Here is a 20,187-nt window from a genome sequence, read left to right as displayed (position 1 = left end):
TTCAAAAGGTGTTCCACATGTCGTCTATGTCTTCAAACTCGCTGATCACCACCGACGTTGACTACGATCAGGGGGGCTATCAGGCGGGATATTTGCGTCTGCCGTATTCACATGACCGTTCGGGTTATGGGTTCATACCTATTCCAATAGCTGTGCTTAAGCAGGGTGAAGGCCCGACTGTGTTGTTAACCGGCGGCAATCACGGCGATGAATATGAGGGGCCCGTGGCCCTGATGAAGCTAATCCGTAGAATGCCAGATCTGCAGATATCTGGAAGAATAATTGTCATTCCCGGGCTGAATTTTCCGGCGTTGCTCAACGGGTCAAGAACTTCGCCTATCGATAATGCTAATCTGAATCGCGTATTCCCTGGCAAGCGCAACGGCTCGCTTACCGAAATGATTGCTCATTACGCGGACACGGTCTTGTTTCCCATGGCCGATTTCGTATTCGACATACATGCGGGAGGCTTGTCCACAAATTATTTGCCAACGGTGCTCGCCTACCCGCCTCTCGACCCTGTGCGTCGCGAAACTTATCGGAAAATTGTGCAGGCGTTCGGGGCACCGCGCGTGATGATCATGGATATGCTCGGTGAAGATCGTACCTATGGTGCTGCGGTGGAGCGCCAGGACACCTACTTTTTGTGCGGCGAGTTTGGCGGTCATGCGACGTGTAGCGTCGAGGGCACGCGGATCGTCGAGCAAGGCCTGGAGCGCATGATGCATGCGCTCGGTGTACTTAACTCGAGGGCACCGCTTGCTCCAACACTAGGAAATCGTCTTTTGAAAGTCGAAGGTGCAGAGCACTATATCTTTGCTCCCGTGGCTGGCATCTTTGAGCCTGCTTTTACCCTGGGCGATGAGGTGGTAGCCGGCCAGCTCGCTGGTCGAATTCATGATCCGCGCCGTCCGCAAGCCGTGCCGGTGGAGATCTTCTTTAAAGCAGCCGGGCTAATTATCTGCACCCGTACTCTTGCTAGTGTCGAACCTGGCGATTGCCTGGGCCACTTGGCCTCGGATACTGATTGGCCCTGATTCAGCGGGCCGCAACCTTTTTTCTTTCCTGAGAGCTGACATGATCAAAACTATTATTACCGGACTTGTGTCGTTATTGGTCGCGGCTAACTGCGCTTTCGCAGCCTCTTCAAGTGTGTTGCCGGCCAAAATTCTGCGTTTCGTGCCGCAAGCCGATCTCAAGGTGCTGGATCCTATGTACACCACCAACTACGTAACTCGGAACTTCGGATATATGGTGTATGACACGCTGTTTTCCCAGGATGCCCAGGGCGTGCCACAGCCGCAGATGGTAGAGAAGTATGCAAAATCGCAGGATGGCCGGCGCTGGACTTTTACCCTGCGCCCCGGACTAGAATTTCAGGACGGCAGCGCTTTGACATCGGCGGACTGTATCGCGTCGCTCAAGCGCTGGGCGACGAAAGACAGCTATGGTGGTGCAATGATGGCAGCCGGAGCGAAATGGGAGTCGATCGATGATCATACCTTCACGCTTACACTGGACAAGCCGTTCGGACTGGTCCTGGAGGCGCTGTCCAAGGTTTCCAGTTATGCACCATTCATCATGTCGGAGAAGGCCATTACGGCCGCAGGTATCGGACCAGTAACCGACATCAACAGCAGTGGGCCTTACATTTTCAAACGTGATGAGTGGGCCCCTGGTAATAAGGTTGTATTCGTGCGCAATCCGCACTACGTTGGACGCAGCGATCCGCCCAGCTATCTCGCCGGTAATAAGTCTGCTTCCAACGACAGGGTGGAATGGCTAATTTTGCCTGATGCAAACTCTGCGTCAGCGGCGCTGATGAGTGGAGAAGTGGACGTGCTGGAGCTCGTGCCACCCGACAACGTTCCCTCGCTACGAACTGATCCCGATGTGAAGGTGGGCACCGGAGGTGCCTATCAAGCTAGCCTTATTGTCAATCAGCTACATCCGCCTTTCAATAATGCACAAGCTCGGCAGGCGATGCTCTACGCGGTCAATCAAGAAGCGTTCATGGCTGGGATGGGGTACGGAAAAGACATGCGGCTAAAGCATTGTTCGAGTTTCTTCATTTGCGGCGCGGCCAATGACACGAATGCGGGGTCTGAACCCTTCCAGAAGCCTAATATAGAAAAAGCCAGACAGTTACTAGTCGAATCGGGCTACAAGGGTGAAAAAGTAGTAGTCCTGGTACCTACTGACTATGCGAATCTCAATAGTGCGGCGCTGATTACCATTCAGACCATGAAACAGGTCGGATTCAAGGTCGATGCGCAGTCGATGGATTGGGCGACGATCGTATCGCGCCGTGTCAAAAAGGTCGCTCCTGAGGAAGGAGGATGGAGTGCCTACGCGACTTTTGCTGTGGCGTCGAGCGTAGACTCGCCCTTGAGTAATTTTATGTTAGGTGCTAGGTGTGGAAACAGCATGCCGGGCTGGCCCTGTGATGAAGAGCTGGATGCTTTGAGAGCGGCGTGGGTCCGCGCTACAGACTCGGTCACGCGCAAGGATGCGTTGGATAGGTTTCAGCGTCGTGCGTTCGAGGTGGTGCCCTATATACCCTTAGGTCAATATTCTGGTGTTTTTGCCGTGCGCAAGGTGATCAAGAATTACGACGCGTTGCATTACGACGTGCCGACACTCTGGCGGCTTGGTAAGTAACGGCCCACGCACTTGTAATCAGGACACTAGCATGAACTACGTATTGCGTCGCATATTGGCAACCATTCCTGTAATGGCCGTTGTAGCTATCCTAGTTTTTCTGCTTATTCATCTCTCGCCGGGGGACCCCGCGGCACAAATCGCGGGAGACACCGCTAGCGCTGCAGATATCGCGACGTTGCGCGCAGGGCTGGGGCTTGATCAACCGTTGTGGCAGCAGTTCTTTCAGTGGGCTTGGCATACGGCGACAGGAAATTTCGGTACGTCTCTTTTTACGAAAGTGCCAGTTAATGAGTTGTTGGCCTCCAGATTAGGGCCGACATTATCCATCACTGTAGTCACTACTTTCTTGGCGGTTGTCGTGGGCATTCCTCTGGGTGTCGTAGCCGCATATCGCGCTGGTACCTGGATTGATCGGATAGTTATGCTTTTTTCCGTATTGGCGTTTTCCGTTCCAGGCTTTCTGGTTGGTTATTTTTTAATCTACACCATGGCAGTCCATGTGCACTGGTTTCCCGTGCAGGGCTATGTGCCCTTTGATCAGAATCCCATGGCGTGGTTTCGCAGCCTGGTATTGCCGTGCGTCAATCTTGCTTTGATCTATGTGGCTCTCATTACCCGCATGACGCGAGCCACAGTGCTCGAAGTACTGAATGAGGACTACATACGCACGGCGCGCGCCAAGGGGCTGGGTGTGCTCGCGGTATTGAGTCATGCGCTGCGCAATGCGGCCGTACCTATCGCGACCACGGTGGGTGCCGGGATTGCGCTGCTGATCGGGGGAGTGGTGGTCACTGAGACGGTATTTGCCATTCCGGGTCTGGGCAGATTGGTGATTGATTCGGTACAGCGTCGTGACTATCCAGTGATCCAGAGCGTCCTGTTCATTTCAGCTGGTGTGTATGTCCTAATCAATCTGCTGATCGATTTGAGCTACGGCTTGTTTGATCCGCGTATCAAAAACTGAGTGGGTTTTCACAATGACCAACACTTCGTCGATTGCCCAAACCATGACACTAATAATACCCGAACCGGAAGATGAACCCTTTGTGCCGGCCCGTTGGCATTGGGCACGCAAGCGTCCGACGCTAATTATCGGTGTGCTTATTTTGGTCCTCATTGCGGCGCTGACAATCGCCGCGCCGTGGCTCTCCAACTACGATCCACGAGACATGGACCCGCTGGCACGCCTGCAACACCCGTCGACCGAACACTGGCTCGGTACAGACGCACTAGGCCGAGACGTGTTTAGCCGCGCCATCTGGGGCGGTCGTGTGTCAATGATCGTTGGGCTGTCGGTGGCTATCCTTACCACGGTACTGGGTGTACTGCTGGGATTACTCGCGAGCTTCGTGCGTTGTACCGACGTATTTGTAATGCGATTGATGGATGGATTGATGGCGATTCCCGGCATTCTGCTTGCAATCGCATTGATGGCAATCATGCAGCCCAATCTGACTACTGTTATAGCCGCCATCACCATTCCAGAAATTCCTCGTATGGTACGGCTGGTACGTTCGCTTGCACTAACGCTGCGCGAACAGCAGTATGTCGAGGCAGCTCATGCCGTCGGCACACGCTTGCCGATGATTCTGGCTCGCCATGTCTTGCCGAACATGATTGCGCCGTTGGTCGTTCAGGCTACTTTCGTGGCTGCGTCAGCGGTGCTGATCGAAGCAGCGCTATCGTTTCTCGGCGTTGGCGTCCCGGCACAGACACCAAGTTGGGGGAACATGATTGCCGAAGGCCGCAATTTCATAGCCGTGGACTTTCATCTCATTCTGTATCCGGGAATCTTGCTGGCTACGACGGTGCTGGCAATCAACCTGCTCGGTGACGGCATGCGCGATGCGCTTGATCCACGTTTATCACGTCAACTGTAAAGCTGGGAGCTTTCGTTATGACACTGTCCTTAATGCCTCGGCCTCCACTCGTTAACGGCGAACCGCTGCTCGAAGTTCTGAACCTGCACACGAGTTTCGATACATTGACCGGGCCCGCACGGGCGGTTGATGGAGTTTCCTACACTGTACGCTCAGGCCAAACGCTGGGCGTAGTCGGTGAGTCTGGATGCGGCAAGAGTGTTACAGCGATGTCCATTCTACGCCTGCTGGCCACACCCCCGGCCCGCATTCGCGGCGAAGTCCGACTGCGCGGCACCGAGTTGCTGAGTCTGAGCGAAAAAGAGATGCGCCGGATTCGCGGCAATCGTATCTCGATGATTTTTCAGGAGCCGATGACCTCATTGAATCCTGTTTTGTCGATCGGGCGGCAAATTGCCGAGACTGTGCAGGTACATCAGGGCGCAGGCCACGCCGAGGCGATCGGGCGCGCCATCGAGATGCTGCGTCTGGTACAGATCCCAGAACCGGAACGACGCGTCAATGAGTATCCCCATCAGCTCTCCGGTGGCATGCGTCAACGTGTGATGATCGCGCTGGCACTAGCCTGTAATCCAGAGGTGTTGATTGCGGACGAGCCGACTACCGCACTCGATGTGACGATCCAGGCACAGATCCTCGACTTGATCCGCAGGCTACGTCAGGAGCTTGGAATGGGGGTGGTGATGATCACCCACGATCTCGGGGTGGTCGCGGAAAACTGCGATCGTGTTGCCGTAATGTACGCTGGGCGCAAAGTTGAGGAGGCTTCAGTGTTCGACTTGTTCGACCGACCACTGCATCCTTATACCCGTGCTTTGATGAAGTCCATGCCTTCCATGAGTGTCAACAGCCGGCGCCTGACTGAGATTCCGGGCATGGTTCCTTCCCCACAAGAGCCACGGCATGGTTGTTCGTTTGCAGCCCGCTGCGCCTATGCGGATGATCTCTGTCGCAGTGCGATACCTCAACTCACGATGCCGGGCGACGACCATGCCGTAGCGTGCTTCGCGGTCGAGGATGGCCGCATTAATCTGAAAGAGAGCGTCACTGCATGACCACATCCAAACAACCATTGCTCAGAGTCGAGAACCTCAAGAAGCACTATCTCTTTCCTCGGCAGTGGCTGGGTAAATCGCGAGCTCCGATCCAAGCGGTGAGTGGCGTCTCATTCGACGTCGCCTCAGGTGAAACCTTGTCCCTCGTTGGCGAATCTGGTTGCGGCAAAACAACCACAGCTAAATGCGTGATGCGATTGGTCGAACCGACCTCGGGTTCGGTGCGACTGGCAGGTCAAGAGTTGCTGGTATTAAGCGACGAGGAAATGCGAGCACATCGACGCGATATACAGATCATTTTCCAGGATCCGTACGCGTCGCTCAGTCCTCGCCTTTCGGCGGGCAATATCGTTGCCGAGCCTTTGAAAAATTTTGGGCGAATGTCTCGTCCCGAGCAGCGCGAGCGGGTTGAATGGCTATTTAGCAAAGTCGGGCTGCGCCCTGAAGCGGTAACCAAGTATCCACATGAGTTTTCAGGCGGCCAGCGACAGCGCTTGGGTATTGCGCGTGCGCTTGCGGTGAATCCCAAGCTCATCGTTTGTGATGAGCCTGTGTCGGCGCTTGACGTGTCGGTTCAGGCTCAGGTTGTGAACCTGCTGATGGACCTTCAGGCTGAATTCGGGATTGCCTATCTGTTCGTGGCGCATGATCTTGCGGTGGTTCGGCACATCAGCCATCGCGTGGCGGTCATGTATCTTGGCCATATTGTGGAGACTACGGATCGCGATACTCTGTTTTCGGCTGCCCTGCATCCATATACAGAAGTTTTGCTTTCGGCCGCTCCTGTGCCAGATCCGCGTAAACCGGCCGTGCGCATATTGCTGAATGGCGATCCGCCGAGCCCCGCGAACCCGCCATCAGGTTGCTGTTTTCACACACGTTGCCCTCTGGCGAGGGATATCTGTAAGACAACAGTTCCTCCACTGACAAAGCGCCCTTCTTCTAACGGTGTAGAGCATCTGGTTGCTTGTCATTTCCGGTAGTTGATTCTGTGCGATGCTATATAAACTCTATTTTCAGTTGATACAGTCGTCAAAGTCCGCCACCATTTCTGCTGGCATTAGCCCGCAATTTATTAGTGAACGATAAATCATGAGATTCCGCCCGCTTTGCCTGTGTGCGTCTATCTTCGCAGCGGCATCTGAGCACTGCGTAGTACCCTCGGCGCCAACCATTGCTAACTCCGTAACACCATTGCTACGCACGCAGGCACCCGGTTTTTATCGGATGGCACTTGGCGATTTTGTCGTGACGGCGCTGTCCGACGGTACTGTTTCTCTTGCACTCGACAAAGTGCTGAATAACATCACGCAAGCGCAGATCCAAACCTTGATAACGCGCAATTTTCAATCGTTGCCGGTCGAGGTATCGATCAATGCCTTTCTCATCGATACCGGAACTCGCGTCGTGTTGGTAGATACCGGCGCTGGAGAGTTGTTCGCTTCACGAGGGGGAGGAGGGCAACTGCTTGCCAATCTTCGTGCTGCTGGTTATCAGCCAGGGCAAATCAACGATGTGTTATTAACCCATGTGCATGCCGATCACTCCGGCGGCTTGGTGATTGATGAAAAAATAGTATTTCCCAACGCGGTCGTTCACGTGCATCAGGCCGAGCTCGATCATTGGTCTGATGCTCAAGCCGAGGCAAATGCGCCAGCGTATCAGCAGCACTCTTTTCCACAGGGGCGCGCCTCGATGGCGCCCTATCATATTTCTGGCAAAGTGGCGCCCTTCAATGGTGCAACCGAACTTTTTCCCGGGATTCGGACTATTGAGGCACCGGGCCACACACCGGGCCATACCTTTTATTCGGTGGAGAGCAAAGGGCAAAGGCTGGTTATATGGGGCGACACGGTTCATTTCGCCCCGATCCAGCTTGCCGACCCGTCCGTTACCATTCAGTTCGACAGCGATGCCGAGCGCGCGCGGACGCAACGCGAATCGGCTTTGGCCGACGCGGCACGGCAAAGATATATGGTTGCCGCGGCGCACATTTCGTTCCCAGGACTCGGCCACATTCGGCATATGGGAACGGAGTATGAGTGGGTGCCGGTGAGTTATAGCGCCGCTTAGTTCTAGTGACGGTGGGGTTTATTTTCCCGCGTCCCATTTCCATTCTTGAATCTCGGGCATGTCTTCTCCATGCTGGCGAATGTATTGGGAGTGTGTGTTGAGTTTGTGCACCATCACCTCACGCAAGTTGTCAGCCTCGATGCCCAGGCCTGCAACGTAATCCAGGACATCGCACACCAGATGGAACCGATCCAGGCGATTTAGCACGGTCATGTCAAAGGGTGTCGTGGTGCTCCCTTCTTCCTGGTAGCCGCGTACGTGGATGTTGTCGTGGTTCGTGCTGCGGTAGGTCAGACGGTGAATCGTCCAGGGATAGCCGTGATAGGCGAAGACAACGGGACGATCCGCCGTGAACAACGCATCGAATTGCTCACGAGGCAGCCCGTGTGGGTGTACCTCGGCCGGCAGCAGCGTCATCAGATCGACCACGTTGATCACGCGAATTTTCAGCTTTGGAAGGTGTTCGCGCAGAATACCTACGGCAGCCAGCGTTTCAAGCGTTGGGACGTCACCTGCGCAGGCAAGAACAATATCGGGCTCGTCTGCCTCATCGTTGGAGGCCCATTCCCATTTTCCCAGACCCCGTGCGCAATGTGCCTGCGCGGCATCGAGCGACAGCCATTGATGAGAGGGTTGTTTGCCCGCGACGACGATATTGATGAGATTGCATGTGCTCAGGATGTGACGCGTGGTCCACAGCAGTGTGTTGGCGTCAGGCGGTAGATACACTCTTACGATGCCGGGTTTCTTGTTAAGCGCCACATCGATGAACCCTGGATCCTGATGGCTGAACCCGTTGTGGTCCTGCCGCCATACGTGGCTGGTCAGCAGGTAATTCAGAGAGGCAATAGGTTTACGCCAGGGCAAGTCGCTGCATGCATCCAGCCATTTCGCATGTTGGTTGAACATGGAATCGACGATATGAATAAAAGCCTCATAGCACGAGAACATGCCATGACGCCCAGTCAACAGATAGCCCTCCAGCCAACCCTGGCACGTGGTTTCTGACAAGACCTCGAGTACTCGGCCCTCGGGACTCAGGTCTGTGTCCTCGGGAAGCATCTGGGCCATCCAGGCGCGAGAACTTTCGGTAATGACCGCGTCAAGCCGGTTCGACGTGGTTTCGTCCGGACCCACCAGGCGAAAGTTGCGCTGGGAGGCATTGGCTCGAACCACGCCCGCAAGGTACTGCCCCATGATTCGCGTTGACTCGGCCGTCGCTTCGCCGGGCGAGGGTACCTTCAGCGCAAACTCATTCAGTTCAGGCAGAATCAGCGGTTTGTACAGCAGTCCTCCATTGGCGTGAGGATTGGCGCTCATGCGCCGGTTGCCCTTGGGCGCCAGGGCCCGTAATTCCGGCCGCAGACGTCCGGCCTCGTCGAATAGCTCTTCCGGACGATAGCTACGCATCCATTGTTCCAGCAGCCGCAAGTGATCCTTGGACTTGGCTAAGTTGGCCAAAGGCACCTGGTGAGAACGCCAGAAGCCTTCTGTTTTGAGTCCATCCACTTCCTTCGGCCCAGTCCAGCCTTTGGGGCTGCGCAGGATGATCATGGGCCATGCCGGGCGAGTTATCTCGGCCCTATTGCGTGCACTCTGCTGTATGGCCTGTATGCGCGCCAGGCTCTCGTCAAGGGCGGAAGCCATGTCTTGATGCATGGTCAGCGGATCGCTACCTTCTACGAAAATCGGATGGTAGCCATAGCCCTTGAACAGATTACCCAACTCGTCATGAGCGATGCGGGCCAAGATGGCAGGATTGGCAATCTTGTAACCGTTCAAGTGCAGAATGGGGAGCACCGCTCCATCATTGCGGGGGTTCAGAAACTTGTTTGAATGCCACGATGCCGCCAAGGCCCCGGTTTCGGCCTCGCCGTCACCCACTACGCAGGCAACGATGAGATCGGGATTGTCGAACGCGGCACCATAGGCGTGGCTAAGCGAATACCCCAGTTCTCCGCCCTCGTTGATCGAGCCGGGAACATCCGGCGCAACATGGCTGGGAATGCCGCCTGGAAACGAGAACTGGCGAAACAGGGCTAGCATTCCCGCCTCGTTCTGCGGCACGGCGGGATAGACTTCGCTGTATGTCCCTTCCAGCCAAGTGTTGGCGACGATGGCCGGGCCGCCATGTCCTGGGCCGCAGACGTAGATCATATCGATGTCATGCTTCTGAATGGCGCGATTCAGGTGTACATAGATGAAGTTCAGGCCGGGAGAGGTTCCCCAATGGCCAAGCAGCCTGGGCTTGACATGATCGATAGTCAGCGGTTGCCTGAGCAAGGGATTATCCAGGAGATAGATTTGACCTACCGAAAGGAAGTTCGCCGCCCTCCAGTAGGCATCCAGCAATTGCAGATCCTGACGCTTACTTGGTGAAGTCATGTCGATCTCTCCATTACGCTCAGGGAGTTGGGCGGTCCATGCAGACGAATCGTTGAGCGACGAAGGCGCTTGCATCAGAAAGGTCTTGTCAGCGTGAGTTCGCCAGGGCGCCCTGGTGGTAGTATGCAGTATCTCCCCCGGGCGTAGTTGAAATGCATGGGCTATCGGCAATCGCGCCCCACAAGTTTGATTCTTGCATATCGCAAAGCACTTTAAGAAGCGTTCTTTTGTAAACCTGACACAGATCAACTCATCACGCTATGCTGAGCCTCTGGAAAGAGGGGGGAGGGCAGCCGGGTATGTCTTGCGCATCAATGCAAACAGCTTAAAGATCATGCTGTCATCGGCATGTGTCATGTGGCGTCGGCATCGGAGCGCGCCGGCAAACCGTGAATTGCTAAGCGGCCAGCGGTCTCACTCGCGCTCGCCGCCTTCAAGGTGCGCACATGACGGACATATTGCTTGTGGTCAATGCCGGAAGCTCGAGCCTGAAGTTTCAGGTCTATCGACTTCCAACAGCAACCTCATTGGCGTTCGCCTATGGTGGGCAGATATCGGGAATTGGTGGTTTAGAGCCTACTTTTCGCGTGAAGGCCGAGAACGGGGCCATTCTGGTCGATGACGCGGTGCCCTCGATCGACGCGGCTGATCTGCGCCTGGCGCAGGACTTGTTGTTGAGTTGGTTGCGCCGCAAAATAGACCGTGCGCCGATTGCAGTGGGGCATCGAATCGTTCACGGTGGGCCGCGCTATGCTCAGAGCGTTATCCTCGATGACGAGGTTCTCGGGGAACTGGAGACACTGGCGCCTTTGGCGCCCCTGCATCAGCACAACAACCTCGCACCGGTCCGTGTCATCAGGGCGCTGTGGCCGCATGTCAGGCAGGTCGCGTGTTTCGACACGGCGTTTCACAAAGGACATAGCCAGGTTGTGCAGCGCTTTGCCATACCCCAGTATCTGCACGAGCAGGGTATACGCCGCTATGGTTTCCATGGGCTGTCCTATGACTATATCGCGCAGAGGCTACGGCACGATTGGCCCGAAGTCGCCCGCGGCAGGGTGATCGTGGCGCATTTGGGGGCTGGCGCATCGGCGTGCGCCATGATAGATGGCCGCAGTGTGGACAGCACAATGGGCTTCACTGCGCTGGATGGTCTGCCGATGAGCACGCGTCCCGGACGGCTGGACCCGGGCGTGGTGTTATGGATGCTGAAACAGGGATACACCCCTGAGCAAGTTCAGCATCTTCTCTATAACGAGTCAGGCCTCAAGGGCCTGTCGGGGCTGAGCGGTGATATCCGGGATCTGCTGGCCTCGGCGTCGGGCGCTGCAAAGCTCGCCGTGGACTATTTTATTTATCGCGTCGCGGAAAGCCTGGCAGGCCTGTGCGTGGCGAGCCGCGGTCTTGACGCGCTGGTTTTTACCGCAGGTATCGGGGAGAACTCGCCAGTGATCCGCGCCGGCATCTGTGAGCAGTTGAGCTGGATGGGAATCACAATCGACGCCGCAAGCAATGTCGCCGATGCGTGCTGTATTTCAGCCTCAAATAGCGCCATCGCCGTGTATGTGCTGGCGACAAACGAAGAGGTGGTCATTGCTCGCCAGACGCTCGACAGAATAACGGAATAGGCGTTTCCGGTTCGGACTGGCGTCTGGTTCGCCCTTTAACATCACGTGGGGAGGATGCGCCCGGACCTGAGCCGGCCCGTTGAATCACCGCCGGAATCTTCCGATGAGAACGGCAACACACTCATGCCAGGCACGCGCTATTCAGTCTTTGGTGTAGTCCAGGCCGTCATGCGCAAGCCCTTTCCCCAGCACTCCTGCCATAGCCAACATAAAAGCCAGGCCGCGCCTGACATCCGGTTCGCATTGTCCCTAATTTGTTGTTTTTACCCGATCCGCTGAATAGGAAGGCCCTTTTTAGCGGTTGCCGCCACCAATTCATCGACCTTGGTCGTGAAGTCCTCGAGCAGGTGGGTCATGTCAGCGACCACTTTTGCGGGAGCTGTCTTGACTGATCCAGCATTGAACGGCGGCTGGGGATCATACTCGGCCATGAGCTGGGTACATTCAGCATAAAAACGGCTGCGCAGTTCCGCCACCATGGCAAGAGCGAAGTCCAGTCCGGCGGTCACGCCAGCGCCTGTGAAGCGGTTGCGGTCTCGCACGACGCGGGCATCAATGGGGATAGCGCCGAATCCCGATAGGGCATCTCTGCATGACCAGTGCGAGGTCGCCTTATAGCCGTCCAACAATCCAGCCGCGCCGAGTACCAGCGACCCCGAGCATACACTTGTGATGTACTTCGCCCGCGCACCCCTGTCAGCCATGAAGGCGAGGGTGTCGGGATCGGACGCTGCGGCAAGTGTGCCGTCCGTGCCACCCGGCGTGAACAGTACGGTAAGGTCGCGGGGGCAGGTGTCGAAGGTCGCGGTCGGCAAGATTGTCACGTCTGCGTCGCTGGTCACCGGATCAAGCGACTTCGCGACGAGATAGATTTTTGCTCCCATGAGCGACGCAAACATGCTTTGTGGCCCGATGAGATCCATGATGGTCATCCCTGGGTAGATGAGCATCCCTATCTGTTCGTCCCCTGTCCAATGCGCCACGCTATCGGGCGCATACACATAGGGCTCGCCAGTAGCGGACGATATCGCCTTGGTATTAGCGGTGGCCGCCGCGGATAAAGGGCTAAGCAGCGCCATTAGAACCAGATTGCGACGGTCGGTATCAATCATATTTCTACCTTTAAGGTTAAATAGACAGAACGTGGTTGGATTGGCATCACAACCGGGAAGGAAAGGTATTGGTAGGGGGCGTAGGCGTGACGGTTTGCCAGGTTCACGCCAGAGAGCGTGATCGTGTATTTGTCGAAGGTATATGCCGCCTGTGCGTCAACGAGCGCGTAGCCCGGAGTGGTAACCGTGTTCGGCAGGGTGAGCCCGCGAGCGCTGAATGCGGTGATGCCCGCTCCGAACGATAGCCCTTGGGCAGGCCCGCTCAGCACGCGATACCTGGCAGCAATACGCCCGCTATGTTTTGGCACACGCGGCAGTGTGTCGCCCATCGGAATGGCATTGTTCTTGGTTACTTCGGCGCGAGTGTATGCATAATTCAGGAGCAGGGAGAAGGCCGGTACGGGTTCCCAGACCAGGTCCGTCTCAAAGCCACGCGCTCGCTGCTGGCCGCTCTGGATCGAATAGAGCAGATTGGTCGGATCAGGCGTGGCGACGTTATTGCGTGTTTGCTCGAATACCGCGATCGTGCCAGACACGCCGATGTCCTCGAGCGCCAGCTTCAGACCACCCTCGATATTGCGCGAGGTCTCCGGCTTTGGGGGCTCGAGCCCGATATAGCTGAATGCGCCCCGAAATCCGGTCGCATAAGCGGCATATGCCGCGACGCCAGGTACGAGGTCGAAGCTCGCTCCAATTCTTGGGGAGACGTGGTGATAGGTTTCGTTGGTTCCTTGCTCTCTTTCGCGGAGATGAAGTTGGGTGTAACGCAGCGAACCGGTCAGGTGCAGTCGACCGTAAGTCGCCTGGTCCTGCAAGTAGGCCGCGGTCGTCTGGTAGCGGTTGGTCTGGGTGAGGTTGACAGGCGTTGGTACACCGAACTTGAGGTCGTAGGCCGGACTGGCCAGGTCTATCGAACCGACGGGGACGCCATCGAATCTCATATCGCTCGCAAAGTTGGTGTGGTCATAGCTGGCGCCCGCAAGTATTTCGTGGTAACCCCCCAGCACGTCGACCTTCGCCAACACATTGACGTCAAGCGCGCTTTCCGACGTGGTGGTCAGTAAGTTGAGAGGAAGAATGGGATAAGTAGTCGGCGTAGCCGGATTGGGAGGGTAGAGTTCTGGATAGATGAAGCTGCCGTATTCAGGAACCCTGCTGTTGTAGTAGCGGCCCGTGGCAGCCAGCCGCAAACTATTGCTGAACTCGTGCCGGAGCTTGACGGTTGCCAGTTGACTGTCGTTTTGGGTGCGCGGTTGACCAACCGGCGCACCGGGAAAGGCGTAGCGGTCAAGCTCGCCAGCCAATGCTTGGGCAGCGGGCAAGCCTGAGTATTCAAGCTGGCTGCTGTGGTTGAACTGTCCCTGAACTTGCAGAACCGTTTTGGGAGCGAGCTGGAACGATAGGCTGGGCTGCACTGACCATCGCTCCCCCTTAACCTTATCGATCCAGCTTCCATTGCGTTGATACTCGCCCGCAATGCGCGCATTGGTCGTCGAGGTCAACGGTCCGGTCAGATCGAAGTAGGGGTTGACGGTTCCTTGGCTTCCGGTGCGGATCGCTACATACCCGCCAGCCTCATCCTCCGGTTTTTCGGACTCGATATTGATGAGACCTCCCAGAGGCGATCCCTGGCCGCCGCCATACAGGGTTGAGGTGGGTCCCTTGAGCACGTTGATCCGCTTGATGCCGACAAGACTTGTCGGGCTGTTGGCGGCGCCCGAGCTGTACATGGGCAATCCGTCCATATAGATCTCGGCGGGAAAGCCTCTCACGATAGGCGCGACAAAGAGATTCTCTTCTGGCTGGCTGGGAGTCACGCCTGACACATTCACGAGGGCGTCGGACAGGGTGCGGGCGTCCTGCGCCGCGATCAAGGCATGAGGAAGCACCTGCACCGACTGTGGCACTTCGATCAAGGGCGTATCGGTGCGCGTCGCGGAGCTGGAATCGAGCTCGGTGATCGAGGCCGAAAAGTGATATCTGGCGCCGGTGACTTTGATCGCCGACAGGGTCGTCGTATCGACAGCGGAGATAGTCTCCTGCGCATGCAGGGGAGCGCCCAATGCTGCGAACGAAGCGACAGCGACGGTCGCCAATCTATTCATCATGCGTGACTCGGCATCATGCATGCGCTGGGCACTTTCTCTGAACTTGCGAGGCCTGTCGGTGTCAAGTTGGAAAAAGGCGAGGAGTGAATGCACAAGGAAGAGTTCATGGCGCTTTACTTACTTTTAAAAACAGGTTCAGTTTAGCGATGCCTCTCTTGGCATAAATGACAATAGAAAGCTAATATCTGCCAATGTCAAAACCACACAATATTGCGATCCTTGTGTTTCCTGATTGTCAGGTGCTCGACGTTACCGGCCCGGCTGCAGTGTTCGAGGCGGGCAACTTTGCACTAGGCAACGCCTACTACAAAGTCCACATTCTTGCTGCGAAACGTGGTGCAATCCAGACCAGCAGTTCCGTCACGCTGATGGCGCACTCCATCACTGATCTGTCGCCGCATTCCGTTGACACTTTGCTGATTGCCGGCGGAAACGCCATCGGTCTCGAGTCCCTGGCGGCTGACGAACGGGTGCGTAAATGGGCGATGTTGGTCAGCAAGAAGGCACGCCGGTACGGCTCCGTCTGCACGGGTTCGTTCGCACTTGCACACTTTGGCCTTCTCGATGGAAAACGTGTCGCCACGCATTGGTCGGCCTGCGCCGATCTGGCGGCGCGATGGCCGGATGCCGATGTCGATCAGCAGTCACTCTTCGTTAACGATGGGCGGCTCTGGACCTCTGCAGGCGTCACCACTGGGATAGACATGAGTCTCGAAATGGTCGCGTCAGACCTCGGCAATGCTGTGGCCAATGCCGTCGCCAAGCGCCTCGTGCTTTACGCGCGCCGGCCCGGCTATCAGTCGCAGTTCAGCCCGGTGTTAAGCGCGCAATCCCACGCGGATGCGCCGTTCGCTGCGCTTGTCCACTGGATGCGGGAAAATCTCACGAAGCAGCTGGATGTACCGCGTCTGGCTGAAAAGGTCTTCATGTCCGAGCGCACATTCGTGCGTCACTTTATTAAAAGCATAGGCGAGACACCTGCGCGTTTTGTAGAAACGTTGAGGTTGGACGAGGCTCGCAGCCTGCTCGCGACGGGTATGACGATTAAGGAAATCGCGGCGCGAACTGGCTACTCCACCGGTGCGCAGCTCTCGAAAGCGTTCGACCGGCGTTTTGGCATGACCCCGCAGCTTTTCAGGCAGTTGCATTGTCACAGCGGTCGTGAATAGCTGGACGTTGTGGCTGGTCAGGGATTTTGTTAGAACGTTGTGACACTCGCGCCGAATCTATATACACATAGCACTTATCCAGCTTGAGTTTTGCGGACACTGCCGCCGTGCGTTCATCCCTGTCATCCTTATGCCGCGTGTGGAATTGGATAGGCAAATAAGGGTGCGATGACTGAATCAGCGTGGATAGCGATGTTGCGCTTAACTGGGCAGGTCAACCAGGAGTGCATTTCATCTGGCATACACTAAGGAAAAATTCCGTAGGAGTTCTCGTTGATGCAATCCTCCAGTTCGACAAAGACTCGCCGTCGCGGGCCTGAACTCGACGAGGCGATTATTGAAGCTGCCTGGGCCGAACTCGCGGAGCATGGGTATGCGGGTTTGACGATGGAAACCGTGGCGACGCGTGCTCGCACGAGTCGCTCTGTGCTTGCGCGACGTTGGAATGGAAAAGCGCTGCTGGCCATTGCGGCAATCCAGTGGCAGTTAGCCAAACACCCGCTCGATGTTCCGGATCGGGGCAGTGTGCGCAAGGAGCTCTTGGAATATCTCGATCGCCTCAGCGATCTTATACCGTTTCTTGACGTTGTTTTCTCAGTATCACTGAATAAGGCTTTTCGCGAGACGTACGCCTCGCCGCAGGCCCTGCGCAAGGCGTTGAATGAGGGCCGGCCCCCCGACTTAGGCGTGATCTTGAGCCGAGGCGTGGCGCGCGGTGAAATTGATCCAGCTAAGCTTATTGCGCCAATTGAATCGCTTTTAAGCGATCTCATCCGCCACCATGTGCTGATGAACCGATCAGCTCCGTCGAAGCGCTTGCGCGCCAACTGGGTCGACGCGATTTTCCTGCCACTTGTACGGACGGGCTGACGCATACGACAGTGATGATTTGGCGTACATGATGCGCAAATTCTCCGATGCACTCCAGAACAATCCCGCAGTGATATCGCCATGTCATCGGCCAGTCACAAATAAGACGCATATATGTATCTTGACGAATGACTGAATTACTCATTAAGATACGTCAATGTATCCTAATGTGGAGCTTCAGTATGAATCGATTGACCCTTGTACGCGCATGCTCAGGCCGCTCTACACAACCCAGTATTGTTCGGGTATTGCATGGCCTCGCGACCGGGACGGCGGTTCACGGCGCGGATAGTGATCGGTTCTCCACCGACTTGGCGGGAGCAGTACGGACGTCGTCCGTCATCCAGGCGATCACTGAAAGCGAACCGAGCCCGATTGCCAATGCTTACGGCAATTCCAGTGTTTTCCCGCCTTGGTTGAGTAGCTCCACTTCGAGATTGATCCAATTCCTCGTACTCGCTGCGATCGTTCTGGGTAACACTGCATGCGCTAGCAACGCCGTCAGGCATCAGACCCCAGCCGATTCATCGGTGACGCGATCCTCACCTGAATTGTCGCTTACCGATTCAGCAGACCACGCTTTGGCGCTCGTCACCTTTTCAACGAATAGCCTTGCGCCGCCAGATGAGGCTTCTGACGGCATGACGACCCCAGCAATGCGCGATGGCGGGCAGGCGCTCGATGCGAGCCAGGCCATCAGCAAAGCGGATTGGCCTCCACCAGCGATCAGCACATCGGGTGCGCCAGACGCCGCCTCGGCAGTGGCGGTTAATCTTGACGAAAGCGCTGAAATAGATGGTGATGACCGCTACGCCATGAGAGTCAATGACCCATGGGAGGGGTATAACCGTCGGATGTACAAGTTCAACTCGAAAGTCGACAAATACATCGCGCGCCCGGTTGGCGTGGCTTACGACACGGTGGTGCCGGATGTCGTGCAGCGACACGTAACGTCCGTATTCGCAAACCTGGAGGAGCCCCGGACCTTGATTAACCAGCTTCTGCAGGGTCGACCGATCGGCGCTGCCAGGACGCTTGGTCGCTTTGTTGTCAACACTACCGCGGGCGTTGGGGGCATCTTCGATCCGGCGAGCAAGCTGGAGCTTCATCGCGCCAACGAAGATCTGGGTCAGACACTGGCCGTCTGGGGGTGGAAGGACTCAAGGTTTTTCGTCGCGCCGCTTATGGGACCCAAGACAGTACGAGACGCCATTAGTGGATTTGGCGACTCTCCATTGAACCCTACGGGATACATCGACGATAAGGGGATCAGCATGGCCGTCACGATTATAAAGATAGGCAGCATGCGTTCCGCCGCTTTGCCGTTGGAAAAGATGCGCGCAGAGGCGTTGGATGAGTATTCGTTTGTGCGCGATGCGTGGATGCAAAGGCGCAGCCACCAGATTAACGAGAAGTGATCGGCGTGATTCAACTGAGTTCGTTGCCTGCAATCAATCTGGTTACTTTCCCGTGTCCCATTTTTATTCGTGAATCCCGGGCGTGTCGCCTCCATACTCGCCAATGAACGGAGAGTGTGCGTTGAGCGCGTGCACCATAGATCTACGCAAGATGTCTGTTTCGATGATCTGGCCTGATACGTAACGTTAAGCAAGTTCCCCGCTTTGGTGCGTATCAGGCAACACTGTGAGCCCGTCCGCAGGTCTACCGCCTCGCCCCCTTGCTGCCTACGATGACGACATGCGGCCTACTGCCGTGACCAGTTCCCTCCAACCAGGGTGCTGCCCTCATCATCATCAGGAGCAATCATGACACAGCGCATCAACTACATTCAACAATCCCCTGAGCTGTTCAAGAAGTTCATGGACTTCAGCAATACGCTGAAGAACAGCACTATCGAGACGTCAATCCGCGATCTGGTGTCCATTCGCGCTTCTCAATTGAACGGCTGCGGGTTTTGCCTCGACATGCACGTAAAAGAAGCACGCATTCACGGAGAACGGGAGCTACGTATTCATCACGTGGCAACGTGGCGCGAATCCTCGCTCTTTGCGCCACGCGAACGGGCTGCGCTGGCCTGGGCTGAGGTACTGACCAAGCTGCCTGAACATGGCGTAGCGGACGACCTCTACGAGCGCGTACGCACTCAATTGAGCGAAAAAGAACTGTCCGATCTGACTTTCGATGTCATGGCCATCAATGCCTGGAATCGTGCAAATGTTGCATTCAAGACCGTACCGGGATCGGCTGATAAGGCATTCGGCCTGGACAAAGCCAACCTCGCCTGACCGGCCATCTGCTGCCAGTTCGCAGGCTGGTTTGGCCCGTGCAATCGGGCCGTCTCTCTGGAGGATTTCATAATGTTAAACGTAGAAAACACCATACAAACCGTCGAATCGGAATATGACGAGCTGGTTCCCTCGCGTTACGCGGTGCGGATCGGCGAGATTGATGTGCTGGTGGTCAGCGATGGAGTGCTTTCGCTGCCGACCGCGACGATGGCCACCAATGCCGACCCGGCTGATCGGGCGACCTGGCTGGATGAAATGTTTCTGCCGCCCGATGCGTTTGGCTGGCCGCTGAATGTGCTTGTGGCGCGCAGCGGAGACCAGAACATACTCATCGACGCTGGACTGGGCGTGGAATACCCGGACTTCCCGCGGGCGGGGCAGTTGCCCTTGCGGCTAGCGGCTGCCGGCATTGATCTTGGGTCCATCACCGACATAGTGATTACCCATATGCACATGGACCATGTTGGCGGGCTGCTTGTCGACGGCGTGAAAGAACGCTTGCGTCCGGACTTGCGGATTCATGTGGCTGCCGCTGAGGTGAAGTTTTGGGCGTCGCCGGATTTTTCCCATACCTCCATGCCTTCTCCAGTGCCGAACGTGCTTCGGTCTGCCGCCAGGCGCTTCCTGGACGAATACCGCAGCCAACTGCGGGTGTTCGACCAGGAGTACGAAGTGGCGCCGGGAGTGGTTGTGTGTCGCACAGGCGGTCACACCCCGGGACACAGCGTCGTCCGCGTGGAGTCTGGTGGTGATCGATTGACGTTTGCAGGCGATGCCGTGTTCCCGGTCGGGTTTGACCACCCCGACTGGCATAACGGTTTCGAGCACGACCCCGAAGAAGCCGTACGTGTCCGGGTGAGCCTTTTACAGGAACTGGCTGCGACCGGCGGGCTCCTGGTGGCGACTCATCTGCCGTTTCCATCTGTAGGCCGGGTGGCAGTCGACGGCGCCGCTTTTCGTTGGGTGCCGGTCTTCTGGGAATACTGACCGCTGA

16 protein-coding genes and 1 pseudogene are annotated in these 20,187 nt (G+C 56.4%); 13 read left to right on the top strand and 4 right to left on the bottom strand.

The genetic code is table 11. The features are described 5' to 3' along the window. Positions 1-17 precede the first annotated feature (17 nt). The 7 genes from ERE07_RS14080 (at position 18) to ERE07_RS14050 (ending at position 7,672) form a co-directional block, all read left to right on the top strand. The gene (locus tag ERE07_RS14080) at positions 18-1,037 is read left to right on the top strand and encodes a succinylglutamate desuccinylase/aspartoacylase family protein (protein ID WP_130009659.1); all 1,020 of its coding nucleotides are present in this window, start codon (positions 18-20) and stop codon (positions 1,035-1,037) included. 40 nt (positions 1,038-1,077) lie between these two features. Then, entirely contained in the window at positions 1,078-2,661 is a 1,584-nt protein-coding gene (locus tag ERE07_RS14075) for an ABC transporter substrate-binding protein (RefSeq protein WP_130009658.1), read from the top strand. 31 nt (positions 2,662-2,692) lie between these two features. Continuing rightward, positions 2,693-3,628, top strand: a complete 936-nt coding sequence (locus tag ERE07_RS14070) for an ABC transporter permease (RefSeq protein ID WP_130009657.1) — start codon at positions 2,693-2,695, stop codon at positions 3,626-3,628. Between the two features lie 13 nt (positions 3,629-3,641). Then, the gene (locus ERE07_RS14065) at positions 3,642-4,544 is read left to right on the top strand and encodes an ABC transporter permease (RefSeq protein WP_245153717.1); all 903 of its coding nucleotides are present in this window, start codon (positions 3,642-3,644) and stop codon (positions 4,542-4,544) included. Positions 4,545-4,576: 32 nt separating this feature from the next. Then, the gene (locus ERE07_RS14060) at positions 4,577-5,599 is read left to right on the top strand and encodes an ABC transporter ATP-binding protein (RefSeq protein WP_425330984.1); all 1,023 of its coding nucleotides are present in this window, start codon (positions 4,577-4,579) and stop codon (positions 5,597-5,599) included. Beyond that, positions 5,596-6,582 (top strand): ABC transporter ATP-binding protein, encoded by a 987-nt coding sequence (locus ERE07_RS14055; protein ID WP_130009655.1) that lies wholly within the window; start codon positions 5,596-5,598, stop codon positions 6,580-6,582. Before ERE07_RS14060 ends, ERE07_RS14055 begins: the two co-directional genes overlap by 4 nt. Before the next feature lie 244 nt (positions 6,583-6,826). Continuing rightward, positions 6,827-7,672 (top strand): MBL fold metallo-hydrolase, encoded by an 846-nt coding sequence (locus tag ERE07_RS14050; RefSeq protein ID WP_245153716.1) that lies wholly within the window; start codon positions 6,827-6,829, stop codon positions 7,670-7,672. An 18-nt stretch (positions 7,673-7,690) separates the two neighbouring features. On the opposite strand, the gene ERE07_RS14045 is transcribed toward ERE07_RS14050, so the two are convergent. After that, a complete protein-coding gene (locus ERE07_RS14045) occupies positions 7,691-10,057 on the bottom strand; it encodes a phosphoketolase family protein (RefSeq protein ID WP_130009653.1) in 2,367 nt (788 codons plus the stop codon). Positions 10,058-10,503: 446 nt separating this feature from the next. Here ERE07_RS14045 and ERE07_RS14040 point away from each other — a divergent pair, with 446 nt between their 5' ends. Next, positions 10,504-11,685 (top strand): acetate/propionate family kinase, encoded by a 1,182-nt coding sequence (locus ERE07_RS14040; RefSeq protein ID WP_130009652.1) that lies wholly within the window; start codon positions 10,504-10,506, stop codon positions 11,683-11,685. A gap of 141 nt (positions 11,686-11,826) precedes the next feature. Here ERE07_RS14040 and ERE07_RS14035 read toward each other — a convergent pair. The 3 genes and pseudogenes from ERE07_RS14035 to ERE07_RS14025 all read right to left on the bottom strand — a co-directional run. Next, positions 11,827-11,922, bottom strand: a pseudogene (locus ERE07_RS14035) (DUF1641 domain-containing protein); the annotation flags it as partial. Between the two features lie 26 nt (positions 11,923-11,948). Then, positions 11,949-12,797 carry a DJ-1/PfpI family protein gene (locus tag ERE07_RS14030; protein ID WP_130009651.1) on the bottom strand — a complete coding sequence of 283 codons (849 nt, stop codon included), beginning with the start codon at positions 12,795-12,797 and terminating at the stop codon, positions 11,949-11,951. Continuing rightward, positions 12,794-14,905 (bottom strand): TonB-dependent siderophore receptor, encoded by a 2,112-nt coding sequence (locus ERE07_RS14025; RefSeq protein ID WP_130009650.1) that lies wholly within the window; start codon positions 14,903-14,905, stop codon positions 12,794-12,796. Before ERE07_RS14025 ends, ERE07_RS14030 begins: the two co-directional genes overlap by 4 nt. A gap of 191 nt (positions 14,906-15,096) precedes the next feature. On the opposite strand from ERE07_RS14025, the gene ERE07_RS14020 reads away from it, so the two are divergent. The 5 genes from ERE07_RS14020 to ERE07_RS14000 all read left to right on the top strand — a co-directional run bounded on the left by ERE07_RS14020 (position 15,097) and on the right by ERE07_RS14000 (position 20,180). Further along, positions 15,097-16,074: a GlxA family transcriptional regulator gene (locus tag ERE07_RS14020; RefSeq protein ID WP_130009649.1), complete on the top strand. Its 978-nt coding sequence runs from the start codon at positions 15,097-15,099 to the stop codon at positions 16,072-16,074. Between the two features lie 276 nt (positions 16,075-16,350). After that, on the top strand, positions 16,351-16,944 hold the full coding sequence (locus ERE07_RS14015) for a TetR/AcrR family transcriptional regulator (protein WP_130009648.1): 594 nt from the start codon (positions 16,351-16,353) through the stop codon (positions 16,942-16,944). 641 nt (positions 16,945-17,585) lie between these two features. Beyond that, positions 17,586-18,362 (top strand): MlaA family lipoprotein, encoded by a 777-nt coding sequence (locus tag ERE07_RS21720; RefSeq protein WP_167670906.1) that lies wholly within the window; start codon positions 17,586-17,588, stop codon positions 18,360-18,362. Between the two features lie 348 nt (positions 18,363-18,710). Further along, positions 18,711-19,190 carry a carboxymuconolactone decarboxylase family protein gene (locus ERE07_RS14005; RefSeq protein ID WP_130009646.1) on the top strand — a complete coding sequence of 160 codons (480 nt, stop codon included), beginning with the start codon at positions 18,711-18,713 and terminating at the stop codon, positions 19,188-19,190. Positions 19,191-19,262: 72 nt separating this feature from the next. Further along, positions 19,263-20,180, top strand: coding sequence for an MBL fold metallo-hydrolase (locus ERE07_RS14000; protein ID WP_130009645.1), 918 nt, complete (start codon positions 19,263-19,265; stop codon positions 20,178-20,180). Positions 20,181-20,187 lie beyond the last annotated feature (7 nt).

The sequence above is a fragment of the Allopusillimonas ginsengisoli genome (genome assembly GCF_004153455.1).
GTDB lineage: Bacteria > Pseudomonadota > Gammaproteobacteria > Burkholderiales > Burkholderiaceae_B > Allopusillimonas > Allopusillimonas ginsengisoli.
This window is presented reverse-complemented; position numbering and strand designations above follow the sequence as displayed.

What these genes read in the sequence shown, in the direction of transcription:
- ERE07_RS14080 (WP_130009659.1), top strand. Translation starts at nt 18, where the DNA reads ATGTCGTCTATGTCTTCAAACTCGCTGATCACCACCGACGTTGACTAC.
- ERE07_RS14075 (WP_130009658.1), top strand. Translation starts at nt 1,078, where the DNA reads ATGATCAAAACTATTATTACCGGACTTGTGTCGTTATTGGTCGCGGCT.
- ERE07_RS14070 (WP_130009657.1), top strand. Translation starts at nt 2,693, where the DNA reads ATGAACTACGTATTGCGTCGCATATTGGCAACCATTCCTGTAATGGCC.
- ERE07_RS14065 (WP_245153717.1), top strand. Translation starts at nt 3,642, where the DNA reads ATGACCAACACTTCGTCGATTGCCCAAACCATGACACTAATAATACCC.
- ERE07_RS14060 (WP_425330984.1), top strand. Translation starts at nt 4,577, where the DNA reads ATGCCTCGGCCTCCACTCGTTAACGGCGAACCGCTGCTCGAAGTTCTG.
- ERE07_RS14055 (WP_130009655.1), top strand. Translation starts at nt 5,596, where the DNA reads ATGACCACATCCAAACAACCATTGCTCAGAGTCGAGAACCTCAAGAAG.
- ERE07_RS14050 (WP_245153716.1), top strand. Translation starts at nt 6,827, where the DNA reads ATGGCACTTGGCGATTTTGTCGTGACGGCGCTGTCCGACGGTACTGTT.
- ERE07_RS14045 (WP_130009653.1), bottom strand. Translation starts at nt 10,057, where the DNA reads ATGACTTCACCAAGTAAGCGTCAGGATCTGCAATTGCTGGATGCCTAC.
- ERE07_RS14040 (WP_130009652.1), top strand. Translation starts at nt 10,504, where the DNA reads ATGACGGACATATTGCTTGTGGTCAATGCCGGAAGCTCGAGCCTGAAG.
- ERE07_RS14030 (WP_130009651.1), bottom strand. Translation starts at nt 12,797, where the DNA reads ATGATTGATACCGACCGTCGCAATCTGGTTCTAATGGCGCTGCTTAGC.
- ERE07_RS14025 (WP_130009650.1), bottom strand. Translation starts at nt 14,905, where the DNA reads ATGATGAATAGATTGGCGACCGTCGCTGTCGCTTCGTTCGCAGCATTG.
- ERE07_RS14020 (WP_130009649.1), top strand. Translation starts at nt 15,097, where the DNA reads ATGTCAAAACCACACAATATTGCGATCCTTGTGTTTCCTGATTGTCAG.
- ERE07_RS14015 (WP_130009648.1), top strand. Translation starts at nt 16,351, where the DNA reads ATGCAATCCTCCAGTTCGACAAAGACTCGCCGTCGCGGGCCTGAACTC.
- ERE07_RS21720 (WP_167670906.1), top strand. Translation starts at nt 17,586, where the DNA reads ATGACGACCCCAGCAATGCGCGATGGCGGGCAGGCGCTCGATGCGAGC.
- ERE07_RS14005 (WP_130009646.1), top strand. Translation starts at nt 18,711, where the DNA reads ATGACACAGCGCATCAACTACATTCAACAATCCCCTGAGCTGTTCAAG.
- ERE07_RS14000 (WP_130009645.1), top strand. Translation starts at nt 19,263, where the DNA reads ATGTTAAACGTAGAAAACACCATACAAACCGTCGAATCGGAATATGAC.